This is a genomic window from Limobrevibacterium gyesilva (genome assembly GCF_025989185.1).
In the GTDB taxonomy this organism is placed as follows: domain Bacteria; phylum Pseudomonadota; class Alphaproteobacteria; order Acetobacterales; family Acetobacteraceae; genus Limobrevibacterium; species Limobrevibacterium gyesilva.
Window position 1 is genome coordinate 1 of record NZ_JAPDNT010000032.1, and the last position, 20,836, is coordinate 20,836.

At 71.3% G+C, this 20,836-nt stretch carries 17 protein-coding genes; 7 read left to right on the top strand and 10 right to left on the bottom strand.

Annotated elements, in window-relative coordinates; translation table 11 throughout:
* Nucleotides 1–173: 173 nt before the first annotated feature.
* Entirely contained in the window at nt 174–1,001 is an 828-nt protein-coding gene (locus OL599_RS21795; RefSeq protein WP_264716137.1) for a creatininase family protein, read from the top strand.
* A 202-nt stretch (nt 1,002–1,203) separates the two neighbouring features.
* Here OL599_RS21795 and OL599_RS21800 read toward each other — a convergent pair whose 3' ends face one another.
* The 4 genes from OL599_RS21800 to OL599_RS21815 all read right to left on the bottom strand — a co-directional run bounded on the left by OL599_RS21800 (nt 1,204) and on the right by OL599_RS21815 (nt 4,927).
* Entirely contained in the window at nt 1,204–1,992 is a 789-nt protein-coding gene (locus OL599_RS21800) for a S49 family peptidase (RefSeq protein ID WP_264716138.1), read from the bottom strand.
* Complete coding sequence (locus OL599_RS21805; RefSeq protein WP_264716139.1) at nt 1,989–3,161, bottom strand: amidohydrolase; 1,173 nt, start codon at nt 3,159–3,161, stop codon at nt 1,989–1,991. Before OL599_RS21805 ends, OL599_RS21800 begins: the two co-directional genes overlap by 4 nt.
* A 7-nt stretch (nt 3,162–3,168) precedes the next feature.
* The gene (locus OL599_RS21810) at nt 3,169–4,125 is read right to left on the bottom strand and encodes a cation diffusion facilitator family transporter (protein WP_264716140.1); all 957 of its coding nucleotides are present in this window, start codon (nt 4,123–4,125) and stop codon (nt 3,169–3,171) included.
* Nucleotides 4,126–4,204: 79 nt separating this feature from the next.
* Nucleotides 4,205–4,927 carry a CBS domain-containing protein gene (locus OL599_RS21815; RefSeq protein ID WP_264716141.1) on the bottom strand — a complete coding sequence of 241 codons (723 nt, stop codon included), beginning with the start codon at nt 4,925–4,927 and terminating at the stop codon, nt 4,205–4,207.
* Nucleotides 4,928–5,148: 221 nt separating this feature from the next.
* Between OL599_RS21815 and OL599_RS21820 the strand changes: the two genes are divergently transcribed.
* Complete coding sequence (locus OL599_RS21820) at nt 5,149–5,502, top strand: hypothetical protein (RefSeq protein WP_264716142.1); 354 nt, start codon at nt 5,149–5,151, stop codon at nt 5,500–5,502.
* 157 nt (nt 5,503–5,659) lie between these two features.
* Complete coding sequence (locus tag OL599_RS21825) at nt 5,660–8,764, top strand: ATP-binding protein (protein WP_264716143.1); 3,105 nt, start codon at nt 5,660–5,662, stop codon at nt 8,762–8,764.
* 7 nt (nt 8,765–8,771) lie between these two features.
* Here the strand turns inward: OL599_RS21825 and OL599_RS21830 are convergent, their stop codons facing one another.
* The 6 genes from OL599_RS21830 to OL599_RS21855 all read right to left on the bottom strand — a co-directional run bounded on the left by OL599_RS21830 (nt 8,772) and on the right by OL599_RS21855 (nt 13,568).
* Entirely contained in the window at nt 8,772–9,743 is a 972-nt protein-coding gene (locus OL599_RS21830; RefSeq protein ID WP_264716144.1) for a 2-hydroxyacid dehydrogenase, read from the bottom strand.
* A gap of 36 nt (nt 9,744–9,779) precedes the next feature.
* A complete protein-coding gene (locus OL599_RS21835) occupies nt 9,780–10,592 on the bottom strand; it encodes an enoyl-CoA hydratase (protein WP_264716145.1) in 813 nt (270 codons plus the stop codon).
* 96 nt (nt 10,593–10,688) lie between these two features.
* Entirely contained in the window at nt 10,689–11,885 is a 1,197-nt protein-coding gene (locus tag OL599_RS21840; RefSeq protein ID WP_264716146.1) for a CaiB/BaiF CoA transferase family protein, read from the bottom strand.
* Nucleotides 11,882–12,673, bottom strand: coding sequence for an SDR family NAD(P)-dependent oxidoreductase (locus OL599_RS21845; RefSeq protein WP_264716147.1), 792 nt, complete (start codon nt 12,671–12,673; stop codon nt 11,882–11,884). The genes OL599_RS21840 and OL599_RS21845 overlap by 4 nt, the downstream gene beginning before the upstream one ends.
* Nucleotides 12,673–13,137: a MaoC family dehydratase gene (locus tag OL599_RS21850; protein WP_264716148.1), complete on the bottom strand. Its 465-nt coding sequence runs from the start codon at nt 13,135–13,137 to the stop codon at nt 12,673–12,675. The genes OL599_RS21845 and OL599_RS21850 overlap by 1 nt, the downstream gene beginning before the upstream one ends.
* Nucleotides 13,134–13,568: a hypothetical protein gene (locus OL599_RS21855; RefSeq protein WP_264716149.1), complete on the bottom strand. Its 435-nt coding sequence runs from the start codon at nt 13,566–13,568 to the stop codon at nt 13,134–13,136. The genes OL599_RS21850 and OL599_RS21855 overlap by 4 nt, the downstream gene beginning before the upstream one ends.
* Before the next feature lie 284 nt (nt 13,569–13,852).
* Between OL599_RS21855 and OL599_RS21860 the strand changes: the two genes are divergently transcribed.
* The 4 genes from OL599_RS21860 to OL599_RS21875 all read left to right on the top strand — a co-directional run bounded on the left by OL599_RS21860 (nt 13,853) and on the right by OL599_RS21875 (nt 20,718).
* Nucleotides 13,853–14,305, top strand: a complete 453-nt coding sequence (locus tag OL599_RS21860) for an Lrp/AsnC family transcriptional regulator (RefSeq protein WP_264716150.1) — start codon at nt 13,853–13,855, stop codon at nt 14,303–14,305.
* Between the two features lie 44 nt (nt 14,306–14,349).
* The gene (locus OL599_RS21865; protein ID WP_264716151.1) at nt 14,350–15,966 is read left to right on the top strand and encodes an ABC transporter substrate-binding protein; all 1,617 of its coding nucleotides are present in this window, start codon (nt 14,350–14,352) and stop codon (nt 15,964–15,966) included.
* Between the two features lie 235 nt (nt 15,967–16,201).
* Nucleotides 16,202–19,006 carry an AMP-binding protein gene (locus tag OL599_RS21870; RefSeq protein ID WP_264716152.1) on the top strand — a complete coding sequence of 935 codons (2,805 nt, stop codon included), beginning with the start codon at nt 16,202–16,204 and terminating at the stop codon, nt 19,004–19,006.
* Complete coding sequence (locus OL599_RS21875) at nt 19,003–20,718, top strand: AMP-binding protein (RefSeq protein WP_264716153.1); 1,716 nt, start codon at nt 19,003–19,005, stop codon at nt 20,716–20,718. The genes OL599_RS21870 and OL599_RS21875 overlap by 4 nt, the downstream gene beginning before the upstream one ends.
* Nucleotides 20,719–20,836 lie beyond the last annotated feature (118 nt).

Here is a 20,836-nt window from a genome sequence, read left to right on the forward strand (position 1 = left end):
CGCGGCGCCGCGCCCCGCCGCGCGCCCGGCCGCCCCGGCCGCGGTCGCGCCGGCCCGCCGGCAGCAATTCGTCGCCGGCGACCCCGGCACGCCGATCCCGCAGGCCGGCTTCCTCGGCTTCGGCGGGAACGGCCAACCATAAGCACAACCAGGAAGGCCCGAGCGGACACGCCATGACGCCTGAAATCGACTGGACCCGCCTGACGGGCCCGGATATCCGCGCCGTCGCCGCCCGCGGCAACGCGCTGGCCGTACTTCCCGTGGGCTCGCTGGAGCAGCACGGCCCGCATCTGCCGGTGATCACCGACACCCGCACCGCCTGGGAAATCGCCATCCGCGCCGCCCGCCTCGCCGCCGCCGACACCCCCGTGCTGGTGCTGCCGGGCATGTGGACCGGCATGAGCGAGCACCATTTGCCGTTCGGCGGCACCATCAGCCTGAATTTCAACGAGTTCCGCGCCGTGCTGACCGGCGTCGTCCGCTCGCTGCGCGCCATCGGCTTCGCCCGGCTGCTGATCGTCAACGGCCATGGCGGCAACGTCGAGCCGCTCGCCGTCGCCGCCCGCGAGCTGGCCCACGAGTTCGGCCTGCCCGTGGTCGCCACCACGCCCTGGTACATCGTCGCCGACGAAATCCTGGCCCTGATGGAAACCGGCACCGGCCCGCAACACGCCTGCGAAGCGGAAACCTCGGTCATGCTGGCCATGACCCCGGACACCGTGCGCACCGACAAGCTGGAAGAAGCCGTCCGCCAGGCCCCGCCCGCCATCCCCGGCCGCCCAGGCTTCAGCCGCTTCTGGAGCTTCTCTGAACGCGCCCCCGTCACCGGAACCAAAGGCGACCCACGCCCGGCCACCGCCGAAAAAGGTGAGAAAATGCTGAACACCATGGCCGCCGCCCTGGCCGACGCCATGCACGACCCCACCCTGTGGCGCACCCCCGACCCGGTGTGGTCGCCCGGGCGCGGCCAAGGAAACACCGCGGGGTCGGCGCTGGATTGAGAAGGAAGGCCAGGGGCGCTGCCCCTGGACCCGCCAAGGGGCAGAGGCCCCTTGGATCCCGCTACTTTAAGTGGCTTGAAGAAGAGGGCCTGAGGAGCGGCTTCCGACCGTACCTCAGGCCCTCTTCTTCAAGCCACTTATGTCTGGGGTTCTAAGGGCTCCGCCCTTAGCGGGGTCGAGGGGCGGAGCCCCCGCCTTGCCTTCACACCCGCGCCCGAACCCCCTGGCGTTCCTCGGCCACGTCCAGGGCGGCCTCCACCAGGGTTCGCGGCAGGCGCGCCAGCAGGGAGCGGCGGCGGGGGCGGAAGGTTTGGGGGCGGGCTTTCTTGCCGCCGATTTCGCGGACCAGGGAGTCGATGTCGCCGAAGCGGTCGATCAGGCCGGTGTCCTTGGCGCGACTGCCGAGCATGAAGCTGCCGTCGAAGAGGCTGGCTTCGTCGGCGGTGAGCTTGCCGGCGCGGCGGGTTCGCACCCAGTCCTTGAAGCGGGCGTGGATGTCGTCCATCAGGGTGCGGACGAAATCGATGTCCTGCGGGCGTTCGGGGCTGAACGGATCGAGACGGGCCTTGTTCTCGCCGGCGGTGTAGAGGCGCCGGCGCACGCCCAGGCGGGTGATGGCGTCCTCGAACCCGAAGCCGCCGCCGACGACGCCGATGGAGCCGACCACGCTCATGGGGTTGGCCAGGATCTCGTCGGCGGCGCAGGCGAGCCAATAGCCGCCGGAGGCGCCAACATCGCCGATCACGGCGAGGACGCGGGCGTTGTTCTCCTCGGCGGCGCGGCGGATGCGGGCGGCGAGTAGGTCGGACTGCACCGGCGAGCCGCCGGGGCTGTTGATGTCCAGGATGACGTGTCCGTCCTTGCCGGCGGCGAAGGCGCGGTCGATCAGGCGGGCGTAGCCGTCCAGGTTCAGCGCGCCGCCGCGCGTGGCCAGGATGCCGTGCAGTACCAGCACGGGAATGCGCCGGCGGCGCCAGAACAGCAGCCTCATGCGGCGTCTTTCGGCAGGCGGTCGCGGGCGAGCGCGCGGAAATAGGCGACCACCACCGGCAGCGCGGCGTCGTTGAAGTCGTAGGCGGGATTGTGCAGCGGCGCGCAGGCGGTGCCGTTGCCGATGAACGAGAAATTGCCGGGCACATGCGCGAGCAGCCGGGCGAAGTCCTCGGAGCCCATGAACTGGGCGCAGTTGTCCTGCGCCGTGGGGCAGGCGGCGCGGGCGGCGCGCAAGGCCGCTTCGGTGGGGCCTTCGGTGTTGAGGGTCGGTACGAACTCGCGTGTGTAGGTGACGCTGGCGGTGGCGCCGTGGGCGGCGGCGGTGGCTTCGGCGATGCGGCGGATCTCGGCCTCGATCATGGCGCTGATGTCGGGGCGGTAGCTGCGGGTGTCGCCGCGGATGCACACCTTGGTGGGGATGACGTTGCGGGTGCCGTCGGTGATGAACTCGGTGACGGAGACCACGGCCGGGTCCACCGGGTCGATCCGCCGCGACACCACCTGCTGCAGCGCCATCACGACGGCGCTGCCGGCCAGGATGGGGTCGATGCCGGCATGCGGGCGGGCGGCGTGGACGCCGCGGCCGGTGACGGTGATCTCGAAATTGTCCTCGGCCGCCATGATCGGGCCGGCGCGGGTGGCGAAATGGCCCACCGGCGCGCCGGGGGCGTTGTGGATGCCGTAGGCTTCGTCCATGGGGAAGCGCTGCAGCAGGCCATCGTCCAGCATGGCCTGCATGCCGCGGCCGTGCTCCTCGGCCGGCTGGAAGATGAAGTGGATGGTGCCGTCGAAGTCGCGCGCGGCGGCGAGCGCGCGGGCGGCGCCGAGCAGGCCGGCAGTGTGGCCGTCATGGCCGCAGGCGTGCATCTGGCCCGGGGTGCGGCTGCGGTGCGGGCGGTCGGGCGCGTTCTCGGCGATCAGCAGCGCGTCCATGTCGGCGCGCAGGCCGATCGCGCGGTTGCCGCCGCCGTTGCGCAGCGTGCCGACCACGCCGGTGCCGCCGACGCCGGTGGTGACCTCCAGCCCGAACGCGGCCAGACGCTCGGCGACGAAGGCCGCGGTTCTGTGCTCGTTGAAGCCTGTCTCCGGGTTGGCATGCAGGTGCCGCCGCCAGGCGACGATGTCGGCCAGCTCGCTCTCGGGCAGTTCGTTTTCAGCGCGGGTCATGTCGGCCTCATATCACATGGTCGGGCCGCAGCCGGCAGGTGACCGCGGCGGTTTCGGTTTCCACCTGCAAGGTGGCATGGCGGATGCGGTAGCGCTCGCTCAGCGTCCGGCAGGCACGGTCGATCAGCACCTGGTCGTCGGCCGAATCCGTCCGCACCAGATGCGCGGTCAGCGCCGTCTCGGTGGTGGACAGGCCCCAGATGTGCAGGTCGTGCACCTCCACCACGCCGGGCAATGCGCGCAATGTGGCCTCGACGTCGAGATGCGGAATGCCGATGGGCACGCCGTCCACCGCCAGGTTCAGCGATTCGCGCAGCAGGCTCCAGGTGCCGATGGCGATCGTCACCACGATCAGGATACTGGTCAGCGGATCGAGCCACAGCCAGCCCGTCAGCATGATCAGCGCCGCCGACACCACCACGCCGGCCGACACCGCGGCGTCGGCGACCATGTGCAGGAAGGTGGCGCGGATGTTCAGGTCGTCGTGGCCGCGGCTGAACAGCCAGGCGGTGACGCCGTTGATGGCGACGCCGATGCCGGCCACCACCATGACGGTGATGCCGGCGACGGGCTCGGGCTCCATGAAGCGGCGCAGCGCCTCGACCCCGATGGCGCCGATGCTGACCATCAGCACGGCGGCATTGCCGAGCGCCGCCAGGATGGTGCTGCGGCCCCAGCCATAGGTGCGCCGGCGCGACGGCCGCCGGCGGGCCAGCCAGGCCGCCCCCCACGCCAGCAGCAGGCCCAGCACATCGCCCAGGTTGTGCGCGGCATCGGCCAGCAGGGCGACCGAGTTGGCGGTCACGCCGTAGACCGTTTCGGCGGCGACGAAGCCGATGTTCAGCGCGGCGCCGATGGCGAAGGCGGCGGTGAAATCGGCCGGAGCATGATGATGGTGGTGGTCATGCCCATGCGGGGCATGATCGTGGTCGTGGCCATGGTCGTGGCGCTGTTCAGCGGACATCCCGATCGGCTCCGGCGCTGCGGCGGCATCGCTCCCGCCCGCCGTCATCGCACCGGGCGCGACCGGGACGCAAGCGGGGTTACGGGGGGGCCGGCTGCGGCCAGTTCGGCCAGGTCAGTGCATCGGCATCGCGCCGGCGGTCCAGATGGTCCTCCACCGCCTTCACCCCGGGGATCGCCTGCGCCGCCACCACCATCGCCCGGCGCACATTCGGCTGGCGCACGATGCCCCACAGATGCACCACGCCGTCCTCGACGATGACGTTGCCTTCGTCCGGCACTCCGGCCCAGCCCTGGCTGCGCAGCTCGGCCAGCAGCGCGTCGCGGATGCGCATGTCGTCGGCCGTGCAGGCCGGCTGGGCGGCGCGGCTCGCCAGCCCTTGCAGCAGGTTGGCGCGGCTGATGATGCCCACCATCCTTCCGTCCTGGCCCAGCACCGGCACGCGCTTGATGCGCCGCCAGTCCATCAGCTCGGCGATCTCGGCGATCGGGGCGGTTTCCTCGACCGTGACCACCGGCGCCGACATCACGTCGCGCGCGGCACGGCCATGGGTGCGGACATATTCGGCGGCCAGGCTGTCGCGCGACAGGAACAGCTCCAGCCAGCGCGGGGTATGGGGCTCGGTGCCGGTTTCGGCCCGGCGCAGCAGGTCGCCTTCGCTGACGATTCCCACCGGCACGCCGCCCTCCACCACCGGCACGGCGCTGATGCGCTTGCCCAGCATCAGGCGCGCGATCTCGGGCACCGGCGTGTCCGGGGTCACAGTCACCACGTCGCGGGTCATGATATCGGCGGCCTTCATGGGCAAACCTCCTGCAACAATTTCGTAATGCTGCACCAGCGGCAGCAATTATGCGTTGACCTGGGTCAAGCTGGTGCCGGCGTTACAATATGGATCGTTGTGCGGGCGTCGTGATCGCTTGTATGGTCCGGGTCAATTCACGCAGTGGGCCGGACCATGTTCGCACGTCCTGCGATGGCCCGTCTGCCATCAACTCGGGACGTGCGCGCACGAGGGATTGCATGGGTGTTGGATTCGAGCGGCACCAACTCGTCAGCCGCATCAACGACGCGTTCCAAGCCAGCAATATCGCCGCCACCTCCGCCACGGCGGCCCGGCTGGGCCGGGATGCCGACGCCTTCGACATCGTCCATGCGCTCGGGCTGTTCGAGTTCCCGCCCGGCCTGGAGCTCGCCACCTATCGCAGCCGGCTGCCCATCCCGGACCTCAACAAGGCCATCCTGGCGCTGGCGTTCCGGCATTCGGTGGACAACAAGGTGCCGCTCAGCTTCGCCATCGCGTCCGGCCACGCCGAGGCGATCCGCGTCACCACGTCGGAGAAGCTGGTTTCCGTTGTCCTGACCCGCGTCGACTGAGCGCCGTTGCGGGCCGGCATGGCGCGCCGGCGCGGGGATCGTTGCCCTGCCGGCACGGCGCGCGTGCGATTCGGCCCTTCTGCGATTCCGATCGTTGAGCGCATGATGGCGCTTTCATTCCGCCGACGTGCCGGATCGGCGCCCAGGAGTCGATGCCGTGTCCGCGACTGGCGTGACGCCGCCCCCGAACGATGACGCGGAGCCCGAGCTGCGCCGGGTGAGCGTGATGTTCGCCGATATCGAGGGCTCGACGGCGCTGATCCAGAACCTCGACCCCGAGGACGCCGCCAGCCTCATCGACCCCGCCCTGCGCACCATGATCGACGCCGCCGAGCGGTTCGACGGCGTGGTCAGCAGCCGCGGCGACGGCATCATGGCGATCTTCGGCGCGCCCTCGGCGTCTGAGGATCACGGCGTGCGCGCCTGCCTCGCCGCGCTGGCCATCCGCGACGCGCTGGCTCCCGGCGGGGCGGCGGCACACGGCAGCGGCGGCGTGCGCGTGCGGGTAGGCATCCATGTCGGCGACGTGGTGTTCCGCCCGATGCGGATCGGCGGCGGCTGGAGCCAGGATGCGGTCGGCATCGCCGTCCATATCGCCGCCCGGCTGGAGCAGGTGGCCGAGCCCGGCACCATCTGCCTCAGCGGCGCCGCCTTCCGCCTGGCCGAGGGCTTCGTCAAGGCGGCCCCGCTCGACCCTATCGCGGTGAAGGGCGTCGACACGCCGATCGAGCGCTACCTGCTGCTGGAGGCCGACCGCACCGCCAACCGCTGGGGCGTGCGCGCGGCCAGCGGGCTCGCCGCCTTCGTCGACCGGGTGCACGAATTCGCCGCCCTGCACCAGGCGCTTGGCGGCGAGGGGCTGCGGCTGGTGCAGCTGGTGGGCGGCCCGGGCCTGGGCAAGTCGCGCCTGCTGCACGAGTTCACCAGCAGCGAGGCGGCCCGGGACTGCCATGTCGTCACGCTGGTCGGCGACTACCACCGCCGCTTCGTGCCGTTCCACCCGGTGGCCACCTGGCTGCGCGGCTGGCTGGACATCCGCAGCACCGACCCGGTCGCCGAGGCGCGGCAGAAGCTGGACCGCGGGCTCGCTGCCCTCGCCGCGCCCGATCCCGTCGACCGCGGCCTGCTGGAGCGCATCCTCGGCCTGGGCGGCCCCGGCCCCGACATCGCCAACCTCAGCGAGATCGCCAGGATCGACTTCGGCGCCACCGTCGCCGCCCTGCTCGCGGCGCTGGCCGGCGGCCGGCGCAGCGTGCTGGTGTGCGAGGACATCGACAGCTTCGACGCCGCCACCCGCGACCTGCTGGACAGCGCCTTGCAGTCCCTCGCCGGCCGCGACGTGCTGGTGGTCATCGCCAGCCGCACGCCGGTGCGCCTGGCCACCGTGCCGCCGGCGGCCACCCTGGCGCTGCCGCTGGGGCCGTTGCCGGACGAAGACGCGGCCCGGCTGCTGGCCAGCATCGACGAGAAGATCGCCGGCAACGCGGCGCTGGCCGCCACCATCCTGCGCAAGGCCGGCGGCAACCCGCTGTTCCTGGAGGAAGTGGCGCCCCTGGTCGCGCCGCCGCGCGAAGGCGCCGCGATGCCGGCACTGGACGATCGCGCGCCGTTCGACATTCCCGATCGGGTGGAGGCGCTGATCGCCGACCGCCTCGCCCGCCTGCCCAGGCCGCTGCGCCGCCTGATCCAGCTTTGCGCGGTGATCGGCGTGGACGTGCCGGTGCGGCTGGCGGCGCACCTCGCGGGCGTCACGCCCGACGAGCTGCATGCCCAGCTGCAGCAGCTGCAATCCGAGCAGCTGATGTACGAAAGCCGGAAGTTCCCCGACCCGCAATTCAGCTTCAAGCACGCGCTGACCCGCGACGTGGCCTATCGCACCATCCTGGCCGCGCGCCGACGGGCGCATCACGCCCGCATCGTCGACATCCTGGAAGGCGACGATGCCGACGAGCGCAACCTCGACGATCTCTGCGCCCATTCGATCCTGGCCCAGCTCTGGCCCAAGGCGGTGCTGTACCTGCACCGCGCCGCCCGCCAGGCCGTCGATCGCGCCGCCTACCAGCTCGCCGGGTCCTACCTCACCCGCGCGCTCGACATCTCGCACACGCTGGAGGACGACGACGCGACGGCGCGCCAGCGGCTGGATATCCTGATGGGCCTGCAATTGCTGCACGCGCAGGCCGGCAACTACCCGCGCATGAGCGCCTGCCTGGACGAGGCCGAGCCCCTGGCCCGCCGCCTGGACGAGCGCGGCATCCAGACCCGCATCCTGGGCCTTCGGGTGCATGTGATGAACATCCTGGGCCGGCTGGACGAGGCGGCCACCCTCGGCCGGCACACCCGGGCGCTGGCGCTCGAGTCGGGCAACGCGACGCTGACGCTGTTCTCCACCTTCTATCTCGGCCAGTCCTACTTCAACATGGGCCGGCTGCCCGAGGCGGCGGAGATGCTGGGCGAGAACCTGAGCATCCTGGCCGGGATGCCCACCGCGGCACGCCCGAAATCGGCCGGCACCATCGACGTGATGAGCTACGGCACGCGGGCGATGACCCTCTCCTTTCTCGGCGACTTCCCGCAGGCGCTGGCGAACGCGGCGCAGGCGCGGCGCCTGGCCGAGGAGCCCGGCCGCCAGCCTTATGACGGCGTCTTCGCCATGGCCACCACGGCCTTCACCCTGCTGCAGCGCCGCGACCTGGAAGCCGCCGAGGCCGCGTTCCGCGACGGGCTGGCCCGCTCGGAGGCGGGCGGGATCGCGCAGCTCAACCCGCCGCTGCTGGCCGGGCTGGGGCACGCGCTGCTGCTTCGCGCCGACCTGGACGCCGCCTCGGCGATGCTGTCGACCGCGCACCGCATGGCGCGCGATTCCAACCGCACGATGTTCCAGATCAGCGCCGCCACCGGCCTCGCCCTGACCGGGGTGCGGCTGGGCGAGCCCGACCTCGCGCTGCGCTTCGCCGACGAGGCGGTGGAGCTGGCCGAACGTTTCGGCTTCCACGGCTTTCGCGTCCCGGCGCTGCGGGCGCGCGGCATCGCGCTCGCCATGGCGGCGGGCCGCGAGGACGCGGGGAGCGACGTCCTCGCCGACGCGCTGCGCCTCGCGCGGTCGCTGCGGATGGCGGCCGAGGTCGCGCATTGCCACGCCGCGCTCGCCGCCTGCGGCGCGCCGGACCGGGAAGAACACCGGCACGAGGCCCAGTCCCGCTACGCCGCCCTGGGCATGACCGACTGGTTCGAGTCGCTGAACGGCACTCTCGCCCTGTAGGCGGCGCCTACGCCCGCAGCTCCGGGATCACCCACAACGGCGTCTCGCCCCGCTCCACCCGCTGCACGTTGTCGAACGCATTGCGGAAGCGCTTGAAGCGATTCTCCCAGGTGGGGCCGGCCAGATGCGCGGTCAGGATCACGTTCTCCAGCCCGAACAGCGGATTGTCGGGGCGCGGCGGCTCCTGCTCGAACACGTCGAGCCCGGCCGCGGCGATGCCGCCGCCGGCGAGGGCCGCGTGCAGCGCCGCCTCGTCCACCACCGGGCCCCGGCAGGTGTTGATCAGGATGGCCGACGGCTGCATCAGGGCGAGTTCCGCCGCGCCGATCATGTGCCGCGTCGCCGCCGTCAGCGGCACGTGCAGGCTAACCACATCCGACGTTTTCAGCACCTCGCGCAGCAAGCGGAAGCGCGCCCCCAGCGCGTCCTCGGCGTCTTCCGGCAGGCGGGCGATGTCGTAGTACTGCACGTCCATGCCGAAGGCGCGGCCGAGGCGCGCCACCTTCTTGCCGATGGTGCCAAGGCCGACGATGCCCAGCGTCTTGCCGTGCAGCTCGTACAGGTGCTTCTCGTTCCAGTCGTTGCCGCGCCAGCGCCCGCCGGCCACGTTGCCGTGCTGCCAGATCAGCCGGCGCGACACTGCCAGCATCAGCATCAGCGCGTGCTCGGCCACCGCCACCGCGTTGGCGCCGCCATTGTTGGCGATCGGCACGCCGGCGCGCCGCGCCGCCTCGACATCGCAACGGTCGTAGCCGGCGCTGAGCAGCTGGACCAGTTTGAGATTCGGGGCGGCGCGGTAGAACGCGTCGTCCATCGACGCGTCGCCCAGGCCGACGAGGTATTTCATGTCGGCAAGGGCCGCGCGGAATTCGGGGGTTCCCGGCTGGGTCACCACCAGGTCATATCCGTTCGGCGCCATGCCGCGCGAAATCTCCACGTCCGCCTGACCCAGCGGCACCAGCACGATCTTCGCTGTCATCCGTCTCCCCCGTTCCGGCCCGTTTGCTGGCGCCGATCAGCGTCCCTTGAACACCGGCCGGCGCTTTTCCATGAAGGCGCGCCGGCCTTCGACATAATCCTCGCTGTCGAAACAACCCTGGACCAGCCGCTCGCACAGCGCCAGATCGGCATCGGGGGACGTGCGCAGCAATTCCTCGACGGTGCGTTTCAAGGCCTGCATCGTCAGCGGCGCGTTCTCGGCGATCATGTCGCCGTAGGCACGCACATAGGCCTCCAGCACCGCCTCCGGCAGCACCCGGTTCACCAGCCCCATGGCGAGCGCCTCGGCGGCGTTGAAATGCCGGGAAGTGTAGAAGATCTCCTTCACATGGGCGGGCCCCACCAGGTCCATCAGCTTCTTCACCCCCGCCGGGCCATAGCCCAGGCCCAGGCGGCTGGCGGGCACGCCGAATTTCGCGCCCTGGCCGGCGATGCGCAGGTCGCAGCCGACGGCGATGCCCACGCCGCCGCCGATGCAGAAGCCCTGGATCATCGCGATGGTCGGCTTGCTGGTCCCCGACAGCCGCTTGCTCGCCTTCTCGGCCACGCTCTCGTAATGCGCGACGGTCTCGGGGGAGGAGCGCTGCTGTTCGAACTGGCTGATGTCGGCGCCGGAGACGAACGCCTTCTCGCCGGCGCCGCGCAGCACGATCACGCGCACCGCCGGATCCTGCTCGAAGCGATCGAGGATCAGCGGCATCGCCTCCCACATGTCCAGCGACACCGCGTTGCGGCGCTCCTGGTTGTTGAAGATCATCCACCCGATCGGCCCGTCGATGCGGGCGATCATGCGGGTGGTGGGAAGCTCGATGGTGTTGGGCGCGTCCATCGCGGATGTCCTTTCGGCTGGCAGGACGCGCATCGCGCCCGGGAATGGCCGGGGTGTCAACCGGGGGGCGGCGCCACCCCGCGTTTGGCCCGCGCGTTAGCCGAAGGCACCGGCGGCGCGCAGGGCGGCGATCTCGTCGGGCGCGTAACCGAACTGGCGCAGCACCGGATCGGTATCGGCCGCCAGCGCCGGCGGCCCGCGTGGCGGCACCGGCGGCGCTGCCCCCAGCCGGAACGGCGGGGCCACGGATTTCAGCGTGCGGCCCTCGGCCTCGTATTCCGTCACCTGGCCGATCGCGTGCAGCTGCGGGTCCTCGGCGGCGCGGCCGACATCGCGCACCGGCGCCGCCACCACCTTCGCCGCGTCGAGCATCGCCACCAACGCGTCGGTGCTGTGGCGGCGGGTGATGCCGCTCAGCAGCTCGACCAGGCGGACACGGTTGGCGCGGCGGCCTTCCACGCTGCGGAATTCCGGCTGATCGAGCGCCGCCGCGTCCAGCGTGCGGGCGCAGCGCAGCCACATCTCGTCGTTGCTGCCGATGATGATCGCCGCCCCGTCCGCTGTCGGAAACGCCTGGTTCGGCACCGTCAGCGCGTTGGCCGAGCCCATCGCGCGCGGCACCGTGCCGTCCAGCCAGTATTCCTGATAGAAATACGTCATCAGGTTGGCGCCGGCCGCCAGCAGCGAGGTTTCGACGCGCTGGCCCTTGCCGGTGCGCTCGCGGTGCAGCAGCGCCGCGAAAATGCCGGCGACCGCGCTCATGCCGCAATGCAGGTCGACCACCGCGCTGCCGCAACGCACGGGGGCGCCGCCGGCCTCGCCGGTGATGCTCATCAGGCCCGAATGCGCCTGCAGCGCGATGTCGTTCGCCCCGCGCGCCGCAAGCGGCCCCTGCCGCCCGTAGCCGGAGATCTCGCAATAGACGAGCCCGGGATTGGCCGCGCTCAGCGCGTCGTAGCCGAAGCCCAGGCGCTCGATCACGCCGGGGCGGAAATTATGCACCAGCACGTCGGCGCGCGCGCAGATCCGCAGCGCCACCGCCCGCCCGGCATCGCTCTTCAGGTCGAGGCCGAGGCTGCGCTTGTTGCGGTTCAGCGCCACGAACGAGGCGCTGGCGCCGCCGGCCGGATGCGCGCTGTTGTCGCCCAGGCCGAACACCCGCGCGTCGTCGCCGGCGCGCGGGTCCTCGATCTTGACGACGTCGGCGCCGTAGTCGGCGAGCAGCTGCGTTGCCGCCGGGCCGGAGAACACCCGCGTGAAATCCGCCACCAGCATCCCGGCGAGCAGGCTCATCGCGCCGCCCCCGCCGCCGGCATGATGCCGGCGGACGCGCCGCAATCGATCACCAGGGTCTGACCGGTGATGCAGCGGGCCTCGTCGGAGGCCAGGAACAGCGCCGCGTCGGCGAAGTCGCGTTGCGTGGGCATCCGGCGCAACGGCAGGCCGGCGGCCATGGTGGCGATGGCGGCGTCGGGATCGGCGCTGCTGCGCGCCAGTTGCAGGCGCAACAGCGGCGTGTCGATGCCGACCGGCGCCAGCGCGTTCACGCGCACGCCCTGCGGCCCGAACTCCAGCGACAGGCTCTTCACCAGGCCGGTCACCGCATGCTTGGTCGCCGTGTAGACGCTGCGCTCCGGCCGCGCCGTGACGCCCTGCAGGGAGCTCGTGAACAACAGCACGCCGCCGCCCCGCACCAGGCTGCGCAGCGCGGCGCGGGCGGAAAAGACGGTGCCGGTGAGGTTGACGGCGATGGCGCGCTCGATGCGCGCATCTTCCGCATCCAGCAGGCCTCCGCTGAACGCCATGCCCGCGTTGGCGTGGAAGATGTCGATCGGCCCGCCGAGGATCGCTTCCGCCGCCACCACCATGTCGTCGCATTGGCGCGGATCGGTGATGTCGCAGGCCAGGCTCGCCGCGGTCCGCCCCTCGGCATCCAGCGACCGCGCGACCGCCTCCGCCCGCGCGCCGTCGAGGTCGGCCACCACGACGCGCGCGCCTTCGGCATGAAAGCGCCGGATGGTCGCTTCGCCGAGCCCGCTCGCGGCGCCGGTGACGACGGCGCGGCGCCCCTGCAGGCGCATCAGGCGGCCTGCGGCCCGGGCAGGTAGACGGCGGCCGTGCCCACCGTCAGCACCGCGCCGGCATCGTCCTCGCACCAGACCTCGAGGCCGTAGCGGACCGTGCTGTCGCCCGCGTCGTCGGCGGCGGCGACCCGCAGGCAGGGGCGCACCCGCTGGTCCTCGTAGACCGGGCGGATGTATTTCGTCGCGAGCTCGCCGCGTTCGAGAACCGCCGACCCGAACGTGTCGAGCATGAACCCGTAGATCCAGTTCGTGGAGATCATGCCGTCGGCGATGATCGCGCTCAGGCCTTGCGCCTTCGCGAATTCGTCGTCGTTGTGGATGGTCGGCCCGGCGATGCGGAACACCCCGTCGTTTTCCACGGCGGTGTCCAGCGCGTCGCAGTACCAGCGCATCCGCTCGCGCGTCATCGCCCGGAACGGCGCGCGGAACTCCGCGCCCGGCGCAAAGGAGGGCGCGCTCATGCCGCCTGCTCCGCCTGCCGGTACGACAGGATGGCGGTGTCGCGGTAGCGCACGAACAGGCGCCCGTCCTCGGAAGACCGCAGCTCGATCTCGATCACGATGTGGTCACGTCCCTTCCGCGTTGCGCGCTCCACGACCTTCGCGGAAGCGGTGATGCGGTCGCCGGTGCGGATCGCGCCGCACCATACGCTACGAAATTCGTAATGGATGCGCGCCGTGGGGCCTGCGCCGCCCGGGCAGGCGCGCTTGAAGAAGCGCAGCTTGTCGATGTGGACCAGCGGCGCGGGCCAGGCTCCCTCCTCCTGGAATGCCGCCTGATGCAGTTCGACGGAGTGTGTATATTCGCGAACGACGAAGGGTGTGACGACATATTCGAAGCTGCCGAGGTCGTCCCCGGCCTCCAGATCGCTGGCATAGCGGCCGAGCGCCATCCGTTCCTCCTGTTCGTTCGGGTCTCCGGGGCAGGCATGGCGCCCCGGCGCATGGCCGCACGTTAGGGCTGGCCATTTCCGAGAGTCAACTCTATAACCGGGCCAACGAACGATTCTCGTCGTCATATCGCTCTTTCACGACGATAGTCGGAGAGGCCGGAAATCAGGTCTTCGAGGCACGCATGGGACGATCACCACGCCCGACACCGAAACCGGCGACACCCAGGCCGGCGGAACCGACGCAGGACGACGCGCCGCGCCGCCGCCGGCGCGGGTCCGACGGCATGCCTGTCGTGCTCGATGCAGTGGATGAGCAGATCATCGCCGCCCTGCGCCGCGACGGCCGGCAGGCCAACACGCATCTGGCCCGGCAGATCGGCGTCACCGAAGGCACCGTGCGCAAGCGCATCCAGCGGCTGCGCGAGGCCGGAATCGTCGATGTCCGTGCGTTCGTCGACATGCGCCGGATGGGCCTGGACTGGGATGTCATCATCCTCGTCAACTGCGCCTATGGCCGCATCGAGGACGTGGCCCGCCAGCTCGCGGCTCTCGACGAGGTCCGCTACGTCGCCTTGATGACCGGCCGCTACGACCTGATGGTCGCGGCTTTCTTCCGCTCGCAGACCGAACTGACGGCCTTCCTGCTGGAACGCCTGCCGGCGGTCGAAGGCGTGACCCGCTCCGAGATGCTGCACCGGCTGCGCGCGCTGAAATACGACTCGATGCGATTCCTGTAGCGCCATCCACGATGAAACGAAATGACGAAGGGAAGAGACACGCCATGACACAGGCCACCCAACCGGCGCTCGGCCGCCGCCTGCTGCTGCAGGCTTCGGCGGGGCTGCTCGCCCTGCCCGCCTCCCGCGCCGCATGGGCCAAGGACGCGACGCTGCGCATCGGCATGGCCGCGGCGCCATCGGCGATGGACCCGCATTACCATGTGCTGGCCACCAACCAGTCCGTGCTGTCGCATATTTTCGAAACGCTGGTGCGCCAGGATGCCGCGCAGAAGCTGATCCCGGGCCTCGCCGCGTCGTGGCGCCTGGTCGGCGACACCACCTGGGAATTCCAGCTGCGCGAAGGTGTTGCGTTCCATGACGGCTCGCCGTTCACGGCCGCAGACGTCGTGTTCTCGCTCGGCCGCGTGCCGAAAGTCCCGAACAGCCCGTCCTCGTTCGCGATCTTCCTCAAGCAGATCGCGACGACAGAGGTCGTGACACCGCACGTGATCCGCTTCCACACGCATGCGCCCTACCCCGACCTGCCGATCGACCTCAGCCAGATCGCGATCCTGTCGGAGACGGCCGCCGCCGGCCCGGTGCCGGAAGGCAAGACCACGCAGCAGCTCAATGCCGGCGACGGCACGATCGGCACCGGCCCGTACCGGTTCGTCTCCTTCACCCCGAACGACCGCGTCGTGCTGGCGCCCAACCCGTCCTATTGGGGCGACCGGCAGCCCTGGAGCGCCGTCACGATCATGGCGATCTCCTCCAGCGCATCGCGCGTGGCGGCATTGCTGGCGGGCGACGTGGACCTGATCGAAAAGGTCCCCGGAGAGGACGCCCTCAAGCTGCGCGGCAATCCGGCCCTGCGCGTGATGGTCACGCCGTCGAACAGCGTGTTCTATCTGTGCTTCGACCAGGCGCGCGACGACAGCCCCGGCGTCACCGACGCCAACGGCCGCAATCCGCTGCGCGACCCGCGCGTGCGCAAGGCGCTGTCGATCGCGATCGACCGTGAGCGGCTGACGGAGCGCATCCTGTCCGGCCTCGGCCAGCCGGCCGCGGAACTGGCCGCGCCGGGGATGTTCGGCGCGACGCCGGACGCCCAGGTGGACAAGTTCGACCCGGAAGCGGCGCGCAAGCTGCTGAGCGAGGCCGGATATCCGAACGGCTTCGGCCTGACGCTCGCCACCACCAACGGCTTCTATGTGCAGGATGCCCAGCTCGCCCAGTCGATCGCCGCGTTCTGGACGCGGGTGGGCGTGCGCACGAAGGTGGAGGCGCTGCCTTCCACCGTGTTCTACACGCGCCGCAACGCCCGCGGGTTCAGCGCCTATTTCACGTCGATGTCGATCATCACCGGCCAGGCCTCCGACACCCTGAAACTCCTGGCCGCCACGCAGGACCCGAAGCGTGGCCTGGGGCAGACGAATTTCGGCGGCTATTCCAACCCGCGCGTCGATGCCCTCATCGACGAGGCCGCGCGCACCATGGACCCGCGGCTGCGCGAACAGGCGCTGCAGCAGGCAAGCCGGATCGTCACGGTTGACGACCATGGCATCCTGGCTATTGCGATCGAGAAGATCGGGTACGCGTGCCGCAACGCCATCGAATACTCGCCCCGCGTCGACAAGTGGGTGACTGCGATGCAGACGCGCCCGGCCGCCGCCGGCTGACCGTCGGGGGAAGCGCGCGCCCGGGAGGGCGTACGAAACGCCGCCGCCTGCCGCATGACGGGCTGCCTGCCATTACCCAGATGTGCAGCATCGGTTCCGGGAAGGTGTGGTACGCTCGCCTCGCCCCCGGTGGCGCACGCCCGGGCCATCGCGGCTTCGCGTCCGGCATGGTCTTCCGCCATGCCGGGCCCGGCTTGCGTGCCACAGGGTCACGTGGGCCAGGGAGCTTGCGGCAATGGACAAGGACCCGGTCGCCGACACCACGCAGCAACGAGAAGCCGCCCTGGTCGGCCTCGCACAGGATTTGGCGCGGGAGCTGGGCCTGCGCCCACAGGCCGGGCGGCGCGCGGCGCTCGACATGGCGCTGGGGCGCGACTGGGGCTTCGACAGCCTGTCGCGCGCCGAACTGCTGTTGCGCATCGAGCGCGCGCTCGCCATCCATCTGCCGGCGCAGCTGCTGCAACGGGCCGAGACGCTGCGCGACGTGCTCGCAGCCCTGGAGCGGGCGGCCTCCGCGACCCCCATGGCCGGCGCGGCCGCGCCTCGGCCCATCGTCCTGACGGAGGCGGAGCCGGCGCCGGCGGATGCGCCGACGCTTACGGACGTGCTGGACTGGCATACAAGCGAGCACGGTGATCGCACCCATCTGGTTCTGACGCAGGGCGACGGCCAGGACGTCAGCCTGAGCTACCGGGAGCTGGCGGAGCGATCGCATGCGGTCGCCCGCGGGCTGCGCCAGCGCGGCGTGGAGACCGGCGAGCGGATCGCCATCATGCTGCCGACCGGCCTGGATTTCTTCGTGGCCTTCTTCGGCACGCTGTACGCAGGCGCCGTGCCGACGCCGATCTATCCGCCTGCCCGCCCGTCCCAATTTGCCGAACATCTGGCGCGGCAGGGCGGCATCCTGCGCAACGCCGGCGCGGCGCTGCTGATCGCTGCACCCGAGGCCGGCAGCGTGGCCGCCCTGCTCCGGCTCCAGGTCGGCAGCCTGCGCGGCGTGGCGACAGTGGACGCGCTGGCGGCCGGTGCCGGCGCGTTGCCCGGCCCGGCGCACCCCGACGCCATGGCCCTGCTGCAATACACCTCCGGCAGCACCGGCGACCCCAAGGGCGTGGTCCTGTCGCACGCCAACGTGCTGGCGAACATCCGCGCCATGGGCGAGGCGATGGACGCCGGCCCCGCCGACCGGTTCGTGAGCTGGCTGCCGCTGTATCACGACATGGGCCTGATCGGCGCCTGGCTCGGCAGCCTGTATTTCGCGGCACCGCTCGTCGTCATGCCGCCGATCACCTTCCTGGTGCGGCCCGAGCAATGGCTGTGGGCCATCCACCGCCATCGCGCGACGCTGTCGGCGGCGCCGAACTTCGCGTTCGAGCTGTGCCTGCGCCGGATCGCCGATGCCGCCATCGTCGGGCTCGACCTCGGCTCGCTGCGCATGGTGGCCAACGGATCCGAGGCGGTGAGTGCCGAGACGCTGCGGCGGTTCACCGCCCGCTTCGCGCCATACGGCTTCCGGGCGGAGGCGATGGCGCCGGTGTACGGGCTGGCGGAAAACGCGGTCGGGCTGACGTTTCCGCCGCTCGGGCGGGCGCCGGTGGTCGATCGCGTGCGCCGCGTTGCCCTGACCGCGCATGGGCGGGCCGAGCCCGCGGCGCCAGGCGAGGCGGATGCGCTGGAGCTCGTCGCCTGCGGGCGGCCGTTGCGGGGGCACGAAATCCGCATCGTCGGGCCCGCCGGCGAGCTGGGCGAACGCCAGGAAGGGCGGCTGCAGTTCCGCGGCCCGTCGGCGACCGGCGGCTATTTCGCCAATCCCGGAAAGACCGCGGACCTGATCGAAGGCGGGTGGCTCAACAGCGGCGATCTTGCCTATGTCGCCGGCGGCGACGTGTTCATCACCGGGCGCAGCAAGGACATCATCATCCGCGCCGGCCAGCACATCTATCCGGAAGAGATCGAGCGCGCCGTCGGCGACGTTCCCGGCATCCGCAAAGGCTGCGTGGCGGTGTTCGGCGTGCGCGACCCGCGCGCCGGCACGGAACACGTCGTGGTCGCGGCCGAGACGCGCGAGACCGACACCGCGCGTCTGGACACGCTGCGGGCGCTGGCGGCCGAGGCCGCGGCGCGGCTGCTGGATGCGCCGCCGGAACAGCTGGTGCTGCTGCCGCCGCGCTCGATTCCCAAGACCTCCAGCGGGAAGCTGCGCCGCGCCGCCACCCGCGCGCTGTTCGAGCAAGGTCAGTTGGGACGGCGGCCCGATTCGCCCGCGCGCCAGGTGCTGCGCCTGCTGGCCGCGGGCCTGCTGCCGCAGGCGCGCCGCGCCGCCGCTGCCGTCGCCGCCCTGGCTTATGCCGGCTGGTGGTGGCTGGTGCTGATCGGCGGCGCCGTCGTCGCCTGGCCCGGCGTGCTGCTGCTTCCCCGGCTGGCCTGGCGCTGGGCGCTGCTGCGCACCCTGGCGAAGCTGGTGCTGTGGCTGATGCGCATCCGGCTGGACGTGACCGGCACATGGCCAGCGGTGCCACGGCCGATCTTCGTGACGAACCACGCCAGCTATTTCGATTGTGTCGTGCTGGCCGCCGTGCTGCCGGGCGCGCCGGTGTTCATCGCCAAGAACGAGCTTGCAGCGCAGGCGATCGCCGGCCCGTTCCTGCGCGCGCTGGAGACGCTGTTCGTCGACCGGTCCGATCCCGAAGGTGGCGTGGAGGACACGCGCACGGCGCTGGCGGCGGCGGCGGCCGGGCGGGCGCTGGTGTTCTTCCCGGAAGGCACGTTCACCCGCGCCCCCGGCCTGTTGCCGTTCCGGCTGGGCGCCTTCGTCATCGCCGCGCAACAGGGGCTGGACGTCATCCCGGTGGCGCTGCACGGCACGCGTTCGGTGCTGCGCGGCGGGCAATGGTGGCCGCGGCACCACGGCGTGGCGGTGCGGATCGGCGCGGCGGTGGCGCCCGACGGCCGCGACTTCGCCGCCGCGATCCGGCTGCGCGACAAGGTACGCGCGGCCATTCTCGCCGGCTGCGGCGAACCCGACGCCGGCCCGCCATGAACCCCCTTCTGCCGGAGCCGCCGCGCCCCTGGCTGTCGCTTTATCCGCCCGGCATGCCGCGAGCGCTGCCGGCGCCGCAACGCTCGCTCGATGCGCTGTTCACCGATGCCGCCGCGCGCTACCGGGACCGCCCGTTTCTCACCTTCCTCCGCCGGCGCACCAGCTACGGCGAGGCCGCCGCGCTGATCGGCCGTGCGGCGGCAGGGTTTCGCCGCCTGGGCGTCGGCCACGACACCAGGGTGGCGCTGTGCCTGCCGAACTCGCCCGGCGCGGTGCTGTGCTATTTCGCCGTGCTGCGGGCCGGCGGCACCGTCGTGAACCTCAACCCGCTCGCCGCCGAGCAGCAGATCATCGGCCAGATCGGGGATTCGGGTGCGGAGGTGGCGGTGACGGTCGATCTGCAGCCGATGTTCGGCCGGATTTTCGGTGCGCTGCGGCGGACGCGGCTGCGCCATGTGGTGGTGTGCCGGATGGCGCAGATGCTGCCGTTCCCGCAGAGCCTTGCGTTCCGTATCCGCGAGCGCGCGCGCCTGGCGGCGCTGCCGGACGATGAGCGCGTGTGCGCCTTCGCGACACTGGGCGCGGACGCCGATGCCGGGGACGTGGCGCCCGCGCCGCACCCGTCCGGGGTGGCGGTGATCCAGTACACCGGCGGCACCACGGCCGATCCGAAAGGCGTGCTGCTGTCGCACGCGAATCTGTGCGCCAACGTGGCGCAGCTTCGCGCCTGGTTCACCCGCGCCGAACCCGGCGCGGAGCGGTTCCTGGCCGTGCTGCCCTTCTTCCATTGCTTCGGCATGACCGCGGTGATGAACCTCGCCGTCGCCCTCGGCGGCGAGCTGGTGATCCTGCCGCGCTTCCGGCCGGTGGAGACGCTGCGCACGATCGAGCGCCGGCGCGTCACCATCCTGGTCGGCGTGCCGGCGCTGTTTCACGCCTTGACCGAGTGCCCCGCCTGCACGGCGGCCGCCCTCGCGTCGCTGAAAGTCTGCGTCTCTGGCGGCGACTCCCTGCCGGAGGCCCTGGCGCGGCGCTTCGTCGCGCTGACCGGCGTTCCGTTGGCGGAAGGCTACGGCCTGACCGAGTGCGGGCCGGTGGTCACCTGCAGCAATCCGCTGGAGGGTATCGAACGGCCCGGCTCCTGCGGCGTGCCGCTGCCCGGGACGGATGTCGCGATCATGGCGGCCGAGGCGCCGCATGGCGTGCTGCCGCCCGGCGAGATCGGCGAGATCTGTGTTCGTGGCCCGCAGGTGATGCTCGGCTACTGGCAGCGGCCGGAGGCCACGCGCGAGGCCTTCCGCGACGGCTGGCTGCACACCGGCGACCTTGGCCGCCTCGACCGGGACGGGTTCCTCTATTTCGTGAACCGGCAGCCCGAGGTGATCGCGGTGCGCGGCTACAAGGTCTATGCGCGGGCGGTGGAGGAAGCGATCCGGCAGCACCCGGCGGTGGCCGAGGTCGCTGTCGTCGGTGTCCCCGATCCCGCCCGCGGCGAGGTGCCCAAGGCCTGCATCGTGTTGCGCGCCGGCACGACGCTGGCGGCCGAGGGCCTGCGCGTCTTCCTGGCCGACAAGGTATCGCCGATCGAAATGCCGCGGATCGTCGAGTTCCGCGCCAGCCTGCCGAAATCGGCATTCGGCAAGGTGCTGAAGCATGAGCTGGGCATCGGCGCCCGATCGCAGCCGAACCCGGACACCGGCAGAAGGCAATGAGCTGGCTGTGGGCGCAGTCAGGTGCGAACCAGTCTCTGCTGGGCAGATTCCCTGTTTTGCAGGGAGAAAACGGGGAACGGGTCTGATTTGACGGGCCAGGCGCCTGCCGTCCTGTGAT